Origin of the sequence: Cellulomonas shaoxiangyii, assembly GCF_004798685.1 — a bacterium.
GTDB classification, from domain to species: Bacteria; Actinomycetota; Actinomycetes; order Actinomycetales; family Cellulomonadaceae; genus Cellulomonas; species Cellulomonas shaoxiangyii.
In genome coordinates this window covers 1,480,278-1,494,315 of sequence record NZ_CP039291.1, presented here as the reverse complement: position 1 = coordinate 1,494,315, position 14,038 = coordinate 1,480,278, and the positions used below count along the sequence as shown (strand labels likewise).

Genomic DNA, 14,038 nt, shown 5'->3' with positions numbered 1-14,038 from the left:
CCCGCCGGGTTGCCGCGCACGCTCGCTAGGCAGGGGGACGGATGGCTAACGGCGAGGCGGAGCCCACATCGTGGGAACTCATGCGGACCCTGCGCGAGGTCCGTGACGACGTGCGGCAGATCCGCGACAACTCAGTCACCCGGGAGACGTTGCGTGAGTTCCAGGTGTCGGTGCGCGAGACGTTCGAGCGCATCAGCACGGAGGTCGCGGACGAGCGGCGCACACGCGAGGTGGCGGACGAGAAGGCCAAGACGGAGCGGCTGGCGATGATCGCAGCTGAGTCGAGCATCCGCGACACGCAGATCAAGACCGAGCGGGACGCCCGCAAGGAAGACGTGGCCCGCCTCGAGCGGCAGTTCGACAAGGTCTCCGCGTGGGTGAAGTGGGGCGGGTCCAGCGGCCTGACCATCCTCGTCGCCGTCATCGGCTGGATCATCTCGAGAGGTGGCGGCGGCTGATGGGCATCAAGGTCCAGAAGGCGGCCCGCACGGTCGCGTTCGGGGTGTTCCTCGTGGCCCTCGCCGCGGCAGTCCTGTTCGTGCTGAACAACCAGGCGCGCGGCGATGGTGAGCGCGCCGACCAGGCCACGGCGATCGACACGCTCGAGGCCGCCGTCGCGGAGTCGTCGCGTCGGTACGCCGAGCTGTACGAGCAGGCGGTCGAGCAGGGCGTGAAGCCCGACACGCCCGCACCCAACGTGCTCCCCACGCCGGCGCGCGGTGACCGTGGCGAGCCTGGCAGCAGCGGCGCCCGTGGCACAGAGGGCCCACCCGGGCCTGCGGGTGAGCCTGGCCCGGCCGGTCCCCCGGGTCCGAGTGGCGCCGCCAGCTCCCCCGGTGAGCGCGGCGCTGGCGGCCCTCCCGGTCCGGCCGGCGCAACGGGCCCCACGGGGGCACCCGGTCCGCCTGGCCCCCAAGGGCCAGCGGGTGAGCCTGGCGCCGCTGGGCCTGCTGGCGAGGTCGGTCCGCCCGGCACCGACGGCCCTGCTGGTCCGCCCGGTCCCACCTGCCCCGACGGCACGACGCTCACGACGCTCGCCGTCGACACGCGCGCCACGCCCGATGACCTGCTCTCGCAGCAGTGGCGCACCGTCGCCCTGTGCACCACACCCTGAGGAGTCCCCATGTCCCACGTCACCCCCACCCCCGAGCAGCCCGCCGTCCCCGCTGGCCTGCGCACGCTCATCTACTACGTCGCCCTCACGGTCGGCTTCCTGGGCCTGCTCGCGTCGGGCCTCGTCGCGATCTACCTCCCCGAGCAGGCGGAGAACACGGGCCAGGCGGTCGGCGTCATCAACGGAGCGCTGCTGTTCCTGACCGGGGCCCTGGGCGTCGCGTACCGCCCCACCCGGTGACATGACCGACCCCCGCCCGCTGCTGACGCCGTGCCCCCGCTGCGGGTGCACGTGCACGTCCCCGCTCGCCGCGGCGGAGTGCTGTGACCCCTGCCCGTGCTGCTGATCCCCCTGGAGTGGTGATGGCCTACCCCCCGTACGTCCTGACGCGGGCCGTGTCCGTCGGCGGCGCGATGACCGTGGAGGCGGCGAAGAGCCTCCGCATCTCCCTCAAGGTCACCTCGACGCGCTCCCTGGTGTGGGACGAGACGGGGTACCGGTTCGAGTCCGAGCCTGCGGAGGTGCTGTCCGAGCCGGGCACCGAGGCGACGGTCGTCCTGCCGCGCACCGACGTCCCTGGCTGGCGTGACGGGCGCACGGGTGCTCTCATCGACGTGTCCGCGCCCGGCTCTCACACGCACACGTACCGCGCGCTGCTGTCCTTCCGGGACGCGGACGGGCGCACTCTGGGCATCCCCCCGGTGGAGGTGGGCCCGTTCGTCCTGCCTGGGGGCGACGGGTCCACGCTGGACCTGGACAAGACGGTCCCCGTCGGCACCGTCTCCGGGCAGGTCGTCAGCATCCCGGACTCCTGGTCCGCGATCGTCGCCGCGGCGCAGAAGGCCGCCGAGGACGCTGCTGCCGCGCTGGCCGGGGCGACGACCGTGGCCGCCGAGGCACTGACGCTCGCCCGGGCGGCGGCACCCCGGGCGGCACGCCCGCTCGTGGACATCCACCCCCTGCCCGGCACCCTCTGGGGCGCGACCACGCAGAACAGCGTCTCGTGGGGCATGGACAACGTCACCACCGCACCGGACGGCACGCAGTACGCCGCATGGTGGTCGGGTGGCACGCGCCCTCACGCGATCATCGGCAAGCGGGTGCGTGACGAGTGGCAGACCTTCGACCTGACAACACTGGCTGGCGACCCGCTTGGCTTCACGGTCGACCTGCACAACGGCCTGGACATCGGGGTCGACGCAGCCGGGTTCGTGCACCTGGTCGGGAACGTGCACTCGGCCCCGATCCGGTACGTGCGCTCGGCGGCGCCGGGCGACATCACCGCATGGACCGTCGAGGTGATGGTCGGGGATGAGACGGAGGTCTCCTACCCGTCGTTCTTCAAGGTCGACGGCGCGCTGCTGTTCGGGTTCCGTCAGGGCGGGTCCGGCTCCGGCGACTACGTGCTGAACCGCTGGGGCGGCGCCGCATGGACGCGCGTGGCGAAGGTGATCGATGGAGCCGCGTCGGGGCAGTCGCCCTACGTCAACCACGTGGCCGTCGAGCGCGCAGGTGGCGCGCACCCCGGGCGCATGCACCTGACGTGGTGCTGGCGCAGGACGTCGGCCGTCAACACCAACCACGACATCTGCTACGCCTACAGCGACGACGCCGGTGTCACATGGCGCAGGAGCGACGACAGTGCCTACGTCGGGCCCATCACGCTCGACACATCCGAGGTCGGCGTCGCCATCCCGGAGAACGGTGGTCTGCTCAACTCGATGGGCTGCGAGGTCGACGCCGCCGGCCGCGTCCACACCGCCGCGTTCCGGTACGACGCCAATGGCTACACCCAGATCCACCACGTGTGGCTCGATGACACGGGCTGGCACTCTGAGCAGGTCACCGACCTGACCTACCGACTCGAGATGACCGGGTCGACCGTGCAGGGGACGTTGGGGAACACCTCGGTCGTGACGACCGCGTCGGGGCGCACGTACCTGATCTGGCGATACCGCCGAGAGGGCCGGCGCGGGTCGCTGCGGATGATCGACCTCACGCCGGGCGACGACCTGTACGGCACGGACTTCGCGATCGCCGAACTGGAGCTCGGGGACGCCCGCCCGTCGTTCGACACCCAGGCGCTGTACGAGCGTGACGAGCTTCGGATCCTGCTGTGCCCGGGCAAGAGCAACGGACAGGCGGAGGAGTTTCTTGACGACCGCCTGTGGTACCACGTGTGGGGCGCGGTCCTGGTGATCGACCTGTCCCGGATCGGCCTGCTGGAGCAGGGCGCCGCTCGCCTGCCGCGCATGACGACCATCGCCTCGCGCGGCGGCTTCGCGACCGAGAACATCACGGCGACCACGCCGACGACCATCGGCCAGGATCAGTCCCTGCCGCTCATCCCCACCATGCTGGATTCGCAGGTGCGGATGTTGCTCGTGCGAGCGTTCGTCCGGTATAGCCGCCCGGGCGGGACGGTCGCGACCATCGGGCTGCGACAGGTCAACGAGACGACGGGCGAGACGATCGACCGGGACCTGACGGCGGCCTCGTCCGGGACCACGATGCGCCCGCGATACGGACCGTGGCGGCCGGTCGAGGTCTATGACGACAACACCCCGGAGGCCGTCGGCTACATCCAGCTCGTCGGCTCCGTCGACACCGGCACCGCCACGGTGGGCCGGCGATCTCTCGACCTGGGCGCGATCATCATCTGACACCCAGCCGCACCACGACAGCCCCCGCTCTCAGCCACCCCGGCTGAGGGCGGGGGCTTTCGTCGTCCCCGCACACTGTCCCCATGGCAGACAACACCCGCGGCGCCCTCGAAGGCACCCAACGCGCCCTCAACGCGCACGACGTCCCACCCGGCCCGCACGCCGACGTCGAGCACCCCATCCCCGTGACCGTGCGCCTGGAGTTCGAGCGCGGTGGGGAGGAGTGGGTCGACGGGGAGGCGCTGGAGTGGACGCGCGAGCTCGTGCGCGTGGACACGGGAGACGTGCGGCTGTGGCCGGCGGTGGTGTGGGTGGGGGTGGGGGATGTGAGGCGGCGCTAGGGGCGCCAGGGCAGCGCGGTTCGGCCCACCCGCACGGTGTCGCCAGGACCGACGCGCACCGGTGTCCCGAGGGGCGCGCGGACGTCGTTGACGAAGGTGCCGTTGGTCGACGCCAGATCCTCGACCCACACCTGCCCGGCGTCGTCCTGGTAGAGCCGCGCGTGCAGGGGTGAGGCGTACTCGTCATCGACATGGATGTCGGCCTGCGGGCTCCTGCCGACGGTGTAGGACGCGCTCACCGCTCCCCCTTCCGGAACGCACTGCCCTCGGGGAGTTCGTCGGGCGTGATGCTCAGGTCACCGTTGCGGGCGAGGCGGCGCATGCTCTCCATGCTGGCCTCGTAGATGCGGCGGTCGACGGCCCGGTCCTCGGCTGCGAGGGCGGCGTAGTGATCGGGCGCATCGCTCACGGCGCCCACTCCGGCCGATACTCGGGGTGGTCGGCATACGGGAGGGCGAGCAGACGGACGACGCCCTCTGCGACCGCCCGAGCACCATCGGCGACCGCAGAAGCCGTGCCTTGCCCCTGGAACTGCTGCTCGTGGGCGAGCGTCGCGATATAGGTCTGCACGATCTGCCGCTTGGCCTCGATGTCGGCGAGGACGCGCGTGTGCTCACGGATCCATCCCTCGGCAAACGCCTGACACTCGGCACGCGATCGCCGGGAAACGATGCCTGACGTGGCCACCTGGTCGTCGCCCCGATAGATGCTGGCCGACACCGTGTTGTCGGGCCAGTAGGTCGCGAAGAACCCGTCTCCACTGAGGGTCCAGTCGCCGCCGACGTCGGGCTGCCACTCGGGGAGCGTGAACGCCGCCTCGTCCTCCCCCAGCCGCGCCCGCAGGAACTCCACCAGGTCGCTCATCGCTCCTCCTCCACGTACTCCCGCAGCGCACGCCGCACCACGTCGGACAGGGTCTCGCCGCGCTCGGCGGCCTTGGTCTTGGCCGCCGCCAGCAGGGCGGGGTCGAGGCGGAAGGTGGTGGTGGGGGTGCCGGGGCGGTTGGGGCTCACCGGACGAAGACCTTGCGGCTCCCTGTCGCGAGGTCATCCGTGACGAACAACTCGCCCGGCGGGTCGGCCATGACACGCTGGTCCAGCGTGACCTCTCCGCCCGCGCACGCGACCAGCGCCCGCACCTCATCTGGGGCTGCCCATCCAGATGACCGGAGATGCCTCACGATCTCGCCGGCCACCTGCCTGTCGAGCACGGTCTGCGTCGCGTCGCCGTAACCGCTCTGCAAGACGTTCATGACCTCGCGCGTCCAGTCCATCGTCTCGCCTCTCGTTGGGTGTAGCGCCAGTCTACTCGCTGGCGCTACACCGCACCAGAGGTCACGCCACCTCGACCGCCCCGCCCTGCCCCACCCACCGGGCCACGGTGCTCTTGCTCACCCCGAGGGCCGCCGCGATGGCTCGATGCGACAGGCCCTCGACCTCCCGCAGCCGCCGCGCCTCGGCCACCTGGTCCACCACCTGTCCCGGCTCGTCCCGGACCTGGACCACCCCGGGCCGCGCGATAGCCAGGTCGGCCACCGTGTGGGTCGCGGCCAGGACGCCGAGGGGCGCGAGTGCTGCGAGCCCTGCGCCGACGAGGGTGCGCCAGTCCGCGACGTCGCCCGTGCCGAGGACGTGCGCCGCGTTCGCGCCGACCGAGACGAGGGTGAACGTCCCGAGCGCGGCCCACGAGAACCGGGTGGACTCACCCCGGGCACGCTGCACCAGGATCGCCAGGGTGTACGCCAGGAGCGCACCGTCCACGAACACCGGGACAGCCCACCGCAGCCACCGGGGCAACTCGGCCCACTCCGCGACCGCGACCAGGCCGGCGAACGAGACGGCGAACGAGACGGCGCCGAGGGTGGCGACGAGGGCGACGGTCAGGACGACGACGGCGCGGGTGTCGGGGTCGATGCGGGAGGTCATGACGCGCCCTCGAGCAGCGCCGGGGACAGCAGCGCCCCGAGCCGGTCCATCGCGTCCCGCATGAGCGGGTCAGCCACGTGCGTGTAGCCCGCCGTCGTCGTCGCGGACGAGTGGCCCATGATGAGGACGCGGGTCCGCTCTGGCACGCCCAGCTCGTACAGCAGCGTGGCGGTGGTGTGACGGGCGGAGTGCAGCGCGACGTCGGGCAGGCCAGCGGCACGAAGCGCGGCGTCCCACAGGGCCGTGTCGCGGCTCGGGTCCATCGGCACACCCGTCTTGGGGTCCGCGAACACCAGGCCCGCCATGCCTGCCGGGTGAGCGTCCATGTACGTGCTCAGCACCGTGGCGAGCAGCGGCGCCATCGGCACCTGACGCCACCCCGCGCGGGACTTCGGCCGGGTCAGCCACAGCCCGCCGTGGACCTGCTCCGCCTCCTGGCCGGCGGGGATGTGGACCTCACGCTTGGGGCACGAGCCGCCGCGGACCTTGCCGCACGGCCACGTCTCGTCCTTGCGTCGGGCACCGCAGCCGTGGGACCAGGTGAGCCGCTGGAGCTGCCACGAGATCGTGAGCATGCCGCGCTCGAGGTCCACGGCGTCCCACGTGAGGCCCAGCCGCTCCCCCTGCCGCAGCCCACCGAGCAGCGCGACGGACCACGCCGCAGCCTGGTAGTCGTCGGCCGCCACAGACACGAGCAGCGTGCGCGCCTGCTCGGCGGTCAGTGCGCCCCGGGTCGACACGGCCTTGCGAGGTGCGTCCGTCAAGGTCGCGACGTTGCGGGAGACCCGCCCCTCGCGCACCGCGTCCGTGAGCGCCTTGGCGAGGATGCGGTGCGCCTGGAGCGCCGTGGTGGACGAGAGGCCCTGACCCGTCACGGCGTCGTGCACCTTCCGCACGTGAGCCGCCGTCAGCTTGTCGAGCCGGATGCGCCCGATGGTCGGCACCAGGTAGCGGTCGACGTAGCCGCGGTAGGTGTCGAGGGTGCGCGGCTTGAGCCTGGGCGCGGCGATGCGGTCGAGCCACTGGGTCAGCCACGCCTCGAGGGTGGGGCTCGCGGTGGGCAGGTCGCCCGTGCGGTCGAGCTCGGCGCGCAGGTCCCGGAGCTTGCGTTGGACGGTGGCGCGGTCGCGGGCGGTGATGACCTTCCGCCGGCGCTTGCGGTCCGGCCCGTCAGGGAGCGTCACGTACCCGACCCACAGGCCGTCCGAGGACCGCTGGTAGATCGACCCGGACCCCTTGTCACGCCTCACGCGTGAGGACATCGGGCGCCTCCTCTCCCCTGCTCCCGCGGCCCGCCTTGAGCCCCGGCCCTACTGTGCCCTATCCGTTGCCCTATCGTGCGCAACCATACGGGTCCGCTCGGACGCGCCATAATGCTCTGACCTGCGGTTTTAGCGGATTCCATCACGGTCGAGTCTACCGTATCGACAGACTCATAATCCGTCGGTCGTGGGTTCAAGCCCCACCTGGCCCACCCTGAACGCCCGCGCCGCGGGGCGCCCCGCCGGTCGCGGTCGCCTCGGCGCACGTGCGGCGTCCGGGCCGCGGCGGCGCACGGTCGGTACGGTGGGCGCGTGGCCCTGTTCTCCCGCCGTCGACGCCTGCCCGACGCCGTCCGCCGGCGCCTCGACCTCCTCCCGGACGATGCGGTGCTGGCCGCTGCCCCGCTCGACGGCGGCCGCTGGGCCGTCGTCTCGCGGCGTGCGCTCCACCTCGTCGACGCGGACCCCGACGCGCCCGTCGCGCGGGCGCCGTGGTCGGACGTCGACCGCGGCACGCTCGACGCCGAGGCGCGCACCCTCACGGTGCACTGGGTGAGCGGGGCGCGGACCGACCTGCCGCTCGCGGACGACCCGGCGGCGCGCGACGTGGCCCAGACGTTCCGCGAGCGCGTGCAGCAGTCGGTCGTCCACGTCGAGCACGTGACGGTGCCGACGGGCGGGCGCGTCCGCGTGGCGCTGCGGCGTGACGAGGACGGCGACCTGTTCACGCAGGCGATCGGCGACGCGCGCGTCGACCTGCGCGACCCCGCGACCGCGCGGGCCGTGGCCGCGGCCGAGGCACGGGTGCGCGACGAGGTCGGGCTCGGCTCGTGAGGGTCGACGCGGCGCACGTCACGCGCTGCTCGCCGCCGCACGTGGTCGGACCGGCCGCCCGCGCCTGCTAGAGTCTCTTCCCGCACGATCCCTCGTAGCTCAATTGGCAGAGCATCCGACTGTTAATCGGACGGTTACTGGTTCGAGTCCAGTCGAGGGAGCAAGCGCCGGGCCTCTGACCTGCACCCCAGGCAGAGGCCCTCGCCATGTCCGGCGCCGACCGTCGTGCCCGGTGGGTCCGCGCGCCACCCGGCGCGCGACGCGAGAGAGGGACGGGCAGCGACGACCGTGACGCAGCACGCACCCGGGGCCGCGGGCAGGCTCGCACGGTTCGAGCAGGCGAAGGCCCGGCCCGAGATGGCGCTGCTGCGCGCGCACAGCGTCGAGTGGGTGCTGAGCATCTTCGCCGAGCACCTCGCGGCGGGCCCCGTGGAGGTCGCCCACTTCCACGAGGTCGTCGACGTCGAGCTGCGCGAGCTGCGCGCTGCGGGCTCCCCCGAGCTGCAGGAGTCGACCCGCACGGCGCGCGACTACTGCAACGACTGGGTCGCCCGGCAGTGGGTGAACCGGGCGCTGGTCGACGGCGTCGAGCAGTACACCCTCACGGCGGCGGCGCTGGACGTGCTGGCGTTCGCCGACCGGCTCGTCGACCGGCGCTCGACCGTGTCGGAGTCCCGCCTGCAGCAGATCCTGGACGCGGTCGCGCGTCTGTCGGACGAGGCGGACCCCGACCCGCAGGCGCGGGTCGACCGCATCGACGAGCAGATCGCCGCGCTCCAGGCGCAGCGGGACGCGCTCCTCGGGGGCGACGTGCCGCCCACACCCCCCGCGCGCCTGCACGAGCAGCTGCACGGCGTCATGGACCTCGCCCGGCACCTGCCCGCGGACTTCAAGCGGGTCGCCGACAGCGTGTACACGATGCACCGACGGTTCGTCGGCGAGGCGGAGGACGAGCCGGCCGGCCGGGGGCGGACGCTGCAGGCGTTCTTCGACGACCACGACCTGCTCGAGGCGAGCGCCGAGGGACGCGCCTTCCGCGGGCTCATGCGCCTGTGGGGCAGCCACCGCGCGCAGGCGGCGCTGCGGCGCGACATCGACGCCCTGCTCTCGCAGGACTTCGCCGCCGAGCTCACCCCGGAGCAGCGGCGCGCGCTGCGCACGCTCCCCCGCATGCTCGTCGACGCCGCGGAGGACGTGCAGGACACGTACCGCAGGCTCACGCAGTCCCTCGAGCGCTTCGTGCAGCACCGCTCGGACGGCGACCGTGACCTGCGCGCGCGTCTGGCCCGCGCCCAGGCGGCCGCGCACGCGCTGTTCGGGCAGGGCGCACGGCGCGTGTCGGTCGACCTCCAGCTGGGCGCGAGCCTGCCGGACGTCCAGTCCATCGCGCAGGTGCAGCTCGCGGACCCCGGCCTGCGGGAGCGGCCGCCGGTCCTCGACGAGGTGGAGTGGGACGACGGCGGGCTGTCGCCCACCGACATGCGCGAGCTCGGCGGCCCGGCGCTCGACGAGATCCGCCGCGCGGTGGACGTCGCGACGGCCGCGGCCGGGTCGGGCCGCCCGACCCTCGGGGAGGTGTGGGACGCGCTGGCCCCGGAGCAGCGCCGACCGCGCAACGTCGTCGGGCTGCTGCACGTCGCGGTCGAGGCCGGCGCCACGTTCCTCGACGACACGGGCGACCGGCTGGAGGCGGTGCGCACGGACGGCTCGCGGGTCGTCTGCACCGTGCCGTGGGCCGTCCTGCCCGCCCCGGACCCGCGGACCACGGACCCCAGGACGCAGGAGGCCCTCGCATGAGCATCGCCGACGACGACACCCGCGCCGCGCGCACCCCTGCGCGTCCCGAGCCGCTGTTCGCAGGTGACCAGGGCCGGCTGCCGGCGGAGGTCCGCGCCACGCTCGTGCGGGTGCTCAGCTCGCGGTTCGTCGACGGCGTGCGGCACGCACCGCTGTGGAACCGGGTGCTGCGTCACGAGGACGTGCTGCGCTCGCGCCTGCACGACCTCTACCTCGAGCTGGTCGTCGACCGCCGGCGCCAGGTGGCGTTCACACAGCAGCTCGAGCTGGAGGACGACGTCCCGGTGCTGCTGCGCCGCGACAAGCCGCTGACGCTCGCCGCGACCGTGCTCCTGCTGCACCTGCGCCAGGAGTACGACCGCGGTGCCGTCGAGGGCCGCGACGTCGTGGTGGAGCACCGCGAGCTGCTCGACCACCTCGAGGCGTGGAAGGACGTCGACGACCAGAACCCGGCGCAGTTCCGCCGACGCTGCGAGAGCGCGGTCGAGAACGTCAAGGAGAAGGGCGTGCTCGCTCCCGTCAGCGACGGGCGCTACCGCATCTCGGGGATCGTGCACTCGATGCTCACGGCGGAGAAGGTCGACGCGATGACCGCGGCCCTCGCCGCGCTCGCGACCGGCGAGGGCGGCGAGCAGGGCGACCAGGACGCGCTCGACGACCATGACGAGCAGGACGGCGGGCGATGACGGCACAGGCGGTCGCGCAGACGATGGACGGCTTCGACCCGGCGATCGCGCAGTTCCGGCTGACGCGCATCCAGCTGGTGAACTGGGGGCCGTTCCACGGCTATCACGCCGTCGACGTGCACCGCGAGGGCACGCTCGTCACCGGCCCCTCGGGCGCGGGCAAGTCGACGCTCCTCGACGCGATGATCTGCGTGCTGATGGACCGCTCGGTCACGTTCAACGCCGCGGCGCACGACGACGCCGTCGGCAGCCGGGAGCGCACGTTCTACTCCTACATGCGCGGCAAGACGGGGTCCCGCCGCGATTCCGGACGCGGGGGCAGCCGCGCGATCTACCTGCGCGAGCGGGCGACGTGGAGCGCCGTCGCGCTGACGTGGGCCAACCTGGCCGGCCGTACGGTGACCGCGTGCCGCGCGATGCACATGACGGCCGACGCGACGTCCGACCCGGACATCACGCACGCGCTGATGCTCGCGGAGCAGGACCTGGACGTGCGGGACCTCGAGCAGGTCGTCGAGCAGCGCTTCCGCCAGGACGCGATCCGCCGGGCGCTGCCGTTCGTCACGACGTTCGGCACGGAGTACGGGCGCTACGTCGCGCGGCTGTCGGCGCTCGTGGGCATCCGTGGCCAGGACGGGGACAGCGCCAAGGCCATCCGGCTGCTGCACAAGGCGCAGTCGAGCAAGGGCGTGCACAACATCGACGACACGTTCAAGCGGTTCGTGCTCGACGACTCCAGGGTCGCCGCGCGCCGGGACGCCGCCGTCGAGCAGTTCGTCAGCCTGCGCAACGGGTACGAGCAGATGGTGCGGGCACGCGACCAGATCGCGCTCCTGTCGCCCCTGCCGGCGTTGTGGGACGCCTACCGGTCGGCGGGCGGGTCGAGCGAGGACCTGCGGGCTCTGCTGGGCGACGCCGACGGCCCGAGCCCCGCCGAGGCGTACGTCCTCGGCGTCCACAAGGAGCTGCTCGCGGCGCGCGCCGAGCACGAGCGCGCCGAGCACGTCCGTCAGGGCGCTCTGCACGCCGCCGCGGCGGCGGAGCACGAGGAGGCGGCGGACGCGGTCCGACGGCTCGAGCGGCAGCGGTGGACGCAGGGCGGGAGCGACCTCGAGCGCCTGGACGCGGAGGTCGCGGAGCTCGCGGCGGCGCACGACCGGGTCGCGCGCCGGTACACGGATCTCGAGCGGTGGTGCGGGCTCGTGGGCGCTCCCGTACCGGGCACCGCGCGCGGGCTGGCGGCGTTGCTGCGCCGGCGTCCCGACGACGTCCCCGCGGACCAGGATGACGCGGCCACCAAGGACGCCCTCTGGCAGCGCAGCGCCGCCGTGAGCGCGCTCGACGCCGAGCTCGCGGACCTGCGCGCGCAGCTGACGTCGCTCGAGCAGCGACGGTCCAACGTGCCGGACGTCGACCTGCGCGTCCGGCGCGTCGTCGCCGAGGGCACGGGCCTGGCCGAGTCGGACCTGCCCTTCGTCGGTGAGCTGCTCGACGTGGCACCCGAGGAGGAGGCGTGGCGCACCGCCGCCGAGCGCCTGCTCGGCGGGTTCGGCGTGCGGATGCTCGTCGACGCGGCAGCCGCGGCGCGCGTGGCCGCGTTCGTCGACACGCAGGACCTGCGCACGCGCGTGCGCTGGACGCCCGTCGACACGGCGGCCCCCGTCACGGGAGCGGCGGCCGAGCCGGGCACGATGGCCGCGAAGGTCGTCGTCGCCGAGGGCCCGTTCGCACCCTGGCTGCGCGCCCAGCTCGTGCGTCGTTACGCGCACCGCTGCGTCGAGGACGCGGCGCAGCTGGCCGTGCTGCGCGAGGGCGTGACGGTCAACGGTCAGGTCAAGCACCGCGACGGCCTGCACGAGAAGGACGACCGGCCGGACGTGCGCCGGCACCGCGTCATCGGGTTCGACAACGGGCGCGCGCGCCGTGACGTCGCCGACGCGATCGCCGCGGTCGAGGAGCGGCGGCCGGCGCTCGTGCGCGCGCGCGACGACGCCGACGCCGCACGTGAGCACCGCCGCGCCGTGGCCCGGGCGTGGCAGCAGCTCGGCGCGCTCACGTGGGCAGAGGTCGACGTGGACGCGGCCGAGGCCGCGCTCGACGCCGCCCGTCGCCGCCGCGACGACGTCGTGGCCGGCGGCGACCTCGTCGCGCTCGACGCGCAGGTCGCGGCGCTCACCGAGGCGCGCGACGCCGCCAACCACCGGGCCCGCACCGCGCGCGAGGCCGCGGCGGCGGCCGAGAAGGCGTGGGCGCGCCGCCTCGACGAGGAGGACCGCGTCGGCGCGCGCCTCGACGCCGTCCGCGCGCCGACGGACGAGCAGCTCGCCGTGCTGGCGGAGATCGCGCGCGGGTGCGACGCCGAGCCGACGCTCGAGACGGTCGGGCGGCTGCGCAAGGCCGTCGAGCTGGCCGTCGCGCAGCGGCTCACCTCGGCCGAGTCCGCGGGCGAGCAGGCACGCACCGCCATCGCGACGACCCTCGCGGACTTCCTGCGCTCCTGGCCGGACGAGAGCGGCGCGTTCACGCGTGACGTGCAGGACACCCCCGCGTACCTCGACCGCCTGGACGACCTGCGCCGCGACGACCTGCCGGCCGCGCTCGGCCAGTGGCGCCGACTCATGCACAGCATCAACACCATGGGCCTCACCGCGCTCCTGCAGCAGCTCCGCGACGAGCGGCTCGTCGTCGACGACCGCATCGACCCGATCAACGACGTGCTGCGCAGCGTCCCGTTCGGGCACGACGGCTACCTGCAGATCGTCACGACCGACGTCGAGCCACCCGCCTCCCGTCAGTTCCAGGCCGAGATCGACGCGATCCTGGCGGACGGTCCGGGCGCCGACCCGCAGGACACCGACCTCGAGGCGCGGTTCGCCCGCATCGCGCGCCTCATGGACCGCCTCGACAGCACCGACCCGGACGACCGGGAGTGGCAGCGCGACGTCCTCGACGTCAAGCGCCACGTGCGCATCTCCGCCGAGGAGCACCGGACCGGCGAGACGCAGGCCCGCGTGTACGAGGGTGTCGGCGCGACGTCCGGCGGTGAGGGGCAGGAGCTCATCGCCGCGACGCTCGGTGCCGCGCTGCGCTACCAGCTCGGGGGGATCGAGCAGGTTCCCGTGTTCGGGTCCGTCATGGTCGACGAGGGCTTCGTCAAGTCCGACCCCGACGTCACCCGCCGGGCGATCCGCGCGCTCCAGTCCTTCGGCTTCCAGCTGGTGATCGCCGCACCGATCGACAAGTACCAGTCGATGGAGCGCGAGTTCGGCTCCGCGTACCTGGTGGAGCACGACCCGGCGGCGGGCCGGGCGCACGCCCGCGGCCTGCCGATCGCCTTCGGGCCGACGCACCGGGAGGCGGCGCCGGCCTGAGCCGGCGCGCGGACGGCCGGAGCTCGCCGGCCCTCCTCGCCCGCT

Annotated in this window: 16 protein-coding genes, 1 tRNA gene and 1 pseudogene; 10 read left to right on the top strand and 8 right to left on the bottom strand. The window is 73.5% G+C overall.

Annotation, left to right across the window (positions count from 1 at the left end; genetic code table 11):
* Positions 1 to 80 precede the first annotated feature (80 nt).
* The 5 genes from E5225_RS06740 (at position 81) to E5225_RS06720 (ending at position 4,118) form a co-directional block, all read left to right on the top strand.
* Positions 81 to 458 (top strand): hypothetical protein, encoded by a 378-nt coding sequence (locus E5225_RS06740; protein WP_135974246.1) that lies wholly within the window; start codon positions 81 to 83, stop codon positions 456 to 458.
* Positions 458 to 1,114, top strand: a complete 657-nt coding sequence (locus tag E5225_RS06735) for a hypothetical protein (protein ID WP_208012584.1) — start codon at positions 458 to 460, stop codon at positions 1,112 to 1,114. Before E5225_RS06740 ends, E5225_RS06735 begins: the two co-directional genes overlap by 1 nt.
* Positions 1,115 to 1,123: 9 nt before the next feature.
* Positions 1,124 to 1,354, top strand: a complete 231-nt coding sequence (locus tag E5225_RS06730) for a hypothetical protein (RefSeq protein ID WP_136225366.1) — start codon at positions 1,124 to 1,126, stop codon at positions 1,352 to 1,354.
* Between the two features lie 122 nt (positions 1,355 to 1,476).
* Positions 1,477 to 3,777, top strand: a complete 2,301-nt coding sequence (locus E5225_RS06725) for a BNR repeat-containing protein (protein ID WP_135974247.1) — start codon at positions 1,477 to 1,479, stop codon at positions 3,775 to 3,777.
* A gap of 83 nt (positions 3,778 to 3,860) precedes the next feature.
* Positions 3,861 to 4,118 (top strand): hypothetical protein, encoded by a 258-nt coding sequence (locus tag E5225_RS06720; RefSeq protein WP_135974248.1) that lies wholly within the window; start codon positions 3,861 to 3,863, stop codon positions 4,116 to 4,118.
* Here the strand turns inward: E5225_RS06720 and E5225_RS06715 are convergent.
* The 8 genes and pseudogenes from E5225_RS06715 to E5225_RS06690 form a co-directional block, all read right to left on the bottom strand.
* Entirely contained in the window at positions 4,115 to 4,357 is a 243-nt protein-coding gene (locus E5225_RS06715) for an FHA domain-containing protein (RefSeq protein WP_135974249.1), read from the bottom strand. The genes E5225_RS06720 and E5225_RS06715 overlap by 4 nt on opposite strands.
* A complete protein-coding gene (locus E5225_RS17450) occupies positions 4,354 to 4,527 on the bottom strand; it encodes a hypothetical protein (RefSeq protein WP_166436002.1) in 174 nt (57 codons plus the stop codon). Before E5225_RS17450 ends, E5225_RS06715 begins: the two co-directional genes overlap by 4 nt.
* Positions 4,524 to 4,982, bottom strand: a complete 459-nt coding sequence (locus tag E5225_RS06710; protein ID WP_135974250.1) for a DUF6221 family protein — start codon at positions 4,980 to 4,982, stop codon at positions 4,524 to 4,526. Before E5225_RS06710 ends, E5225_RS17450 begins: the two co-directional genes overlap by 4 nt.
* Positions 4,979 to 5,131 (bottom strand): ribbon-helix-helix protein, CopG family, encoded by a 153-nt coding sequence (locus E5225_RS06705; RefSeq protein WP_135974251.1) that lies wholly within the window; start codon positions 5,129 to 5,131, stop codon positions 4,979 to 4,981. The genes E5225_RS06710 and E5225_RS06705 overlap by 4 nt, the downstream gene beginning before the upstream one ends.
* Complete coding sequence (locus E5225_RS06700) at positions 5,128 to 5,391, bottom strand: hypothetical protein (protein ID WP_135974252.1); 264 nt, start codon at positions 5,389 to 5,391, stop codon at positions 5,128 to 5,130. Before E5225_RS06700 ends, E5225_RS06705 begins: the two co-directional genes overlap by 4 nt.
* Before the next feature lie 61 nt (positions 5,392 to 5,452).
* Positions 5,453 to 5,581 (bottom strand): helix-turn-helix domain-containing protein, encoded by a 129-nt coding sequence (locus E5225_RS18255; RefSeq protein ID WP_425267386.1) that lies wholly within the window; start codon positions 5,579 to 5,581, stop codon positions 5,453 to 5,455.
* A gap of 75 nt (positions 5,582 to 5,656) precedes the next feature.
* A pseudogene (locus tag E5225_RS06695) lies at positions 5,657 to 6,043 on the bottom strand (DUF2637 domain-containing protein); the annotation flags it as partial.
* A complete protein-coding gene (locus tag E5225_RS06690; RefSeq protein ID WP_135975132.1) occupies positions 6,040 to 7,305 on the bottom strand; it encodes a tyrosine-type recombinase/integrase in 1,266 nt (421 codons plus the stop codon). The pseudogene E5225_RS06695 and the gene E5225_RS06690, both read right to left, overlap by 4 nt.
* Before the next feature lie 312 nt (positions 7,306 to 7,617).
* Here E5225_RS06690 and E5225_RS06680 point away from each other — a divergent pair, with 312 nt between their 5' ends.
* From E5225_RS06680 to E5225_RS06660, 5 genes are all read left to right on the top strand, one after another.
* Positions 7,618 to 8,139, top strand: coding sequence for a hypothetical protein (locus E5225_RS06680; protein WP_135975134.1), 522 nt, complete (start codon positions 7,618 to 7,620; stop codon positions 8,137 to 8,139).
* An 88-nt stretch (positions 8,140 to 8,227) separates the two neighbouring features.
* Positions 8,228 to 8,300, top strand: a tRNA-Asn gene (locus tag E5225_RS06675).
* Between the two features lie 127 nt (positions 8,301 to 8,427).
* Positions 8,428 to 9,936, top strand: a complete 1,509-nt coding sequence (locus tag E5225_RS06670; protein ID WP_135975136.1) for a DUF3375 family protein — start codon at positions 8,428 to 8,430, stop codon at positions 9,934 to 9,936.
* Positions 9,933 to 10,622 (top strand): DUF4194 domain-containing protein, encoded by a 690-nt coding sequence (locus E5225_RS06665; protein WP_135975138.1) that lies wholly within the window; start codon positions 9,933 to 9,935, stop codon positions 10,620 to 10,622. Before E5225_RS06670 ends, E5225_RS06665 begins: the two co-directional genes overlap by 4 nt.
* Positions 10,619 to 13,993: an ATP-binding protein gene (locus E5225_RS06660; protein WP_135975140.1), complete on the top strand. Its 3,375-nt coding sequence runs from the start codon at positions 10,619 to 10,621 to the stop codon at positions 13,991 to 13,993. The genes E5225_RS06665 and E5225_RS06660 overlap by 4 nt, the downstream gene beginning before the upstream one ends.
* The last annotated feature ends 45 nt before the right edge of the window (positions 13,994 to 14,038 follow it).

What these genes read in the sequence shown, in the direction of transcription:
- E5225_RS06725 (WP_135974247.1), top strand. Translation starts at nt 1,477, where the DNA reads ATGGCCTACCCCCCGTACGTCCTGACGCGGGCCGTGTCCGTCGGCGGC.
- E5225_RS06690 (WP_135975132.1), bottom strand. Translation starts at nt 7,305, where the DNA reads ATGTCCTCACGCGTGAGGCGTGACAAGGGGTCCGGGTCGATCTACCAG.
- E5225_RS06740 (WP_135974246.1), top strand. Translation starts at nt 81, where the DNA reads ATGCGGACCCTGCGCGAGGTCCGTGACGACGTGCGGCAGATCCGCGAC.
- E5225_RS06720 (WP_135974248.1), top strand. Translation starts at nt 3,861, where the DNA reads ATGGCAGACAACACCCGCGGCGCCCTCGAAGGCACCCAACGCGCCCTC.
- E5225_RS06665 (WP_135975138.1), top strand. Translation starts at nt 9,933, where the DNA reads ATGAGCATCGCCGACGACGACACCCGCGCCGCGCGCACCCCTGCGCGT.
- E5225_RS06710 (WP_135974250.1), bottom strand. Translation starts at nt 4,982, where the DNA reads ATGAGCGACCTGGTGGAGTTCCTGCGGGCGCGGCTGGGGGAGGACGAG.
- E5225_RS06700 (WP_135974252.1), bottom strand. Translation starts at nt 5,391, where the DNA reads ATGGACTGGACGCGCGAGGTCATGAACGTCTTGCAGAGCGGTTACGGC.
- E5225_RS06735 (WP_208012584.1), top strand. Translation starts at nt 458, where the DNA reads ATGGGCATCAAGGTCCAGAAGGCGGCCCGCACGGTCGCGTTCGGGGTG.
- E5225_RS06660 (WP_135975140.1), top strand. Translation starts at nt 10,619, where the DNA reads ATGACGGCACAGGCGGTCGCGCAGACGATGGACGGCTTCGACCCGGCG.
- E5225_RS06730 (WP_136225366.1), top strand. Translation starts at nt 1,124, where the DNA reads ATGTCCCACGTCACCCCCACCCCCGAGCAGCCCGCCGTCCCCGCTGGC.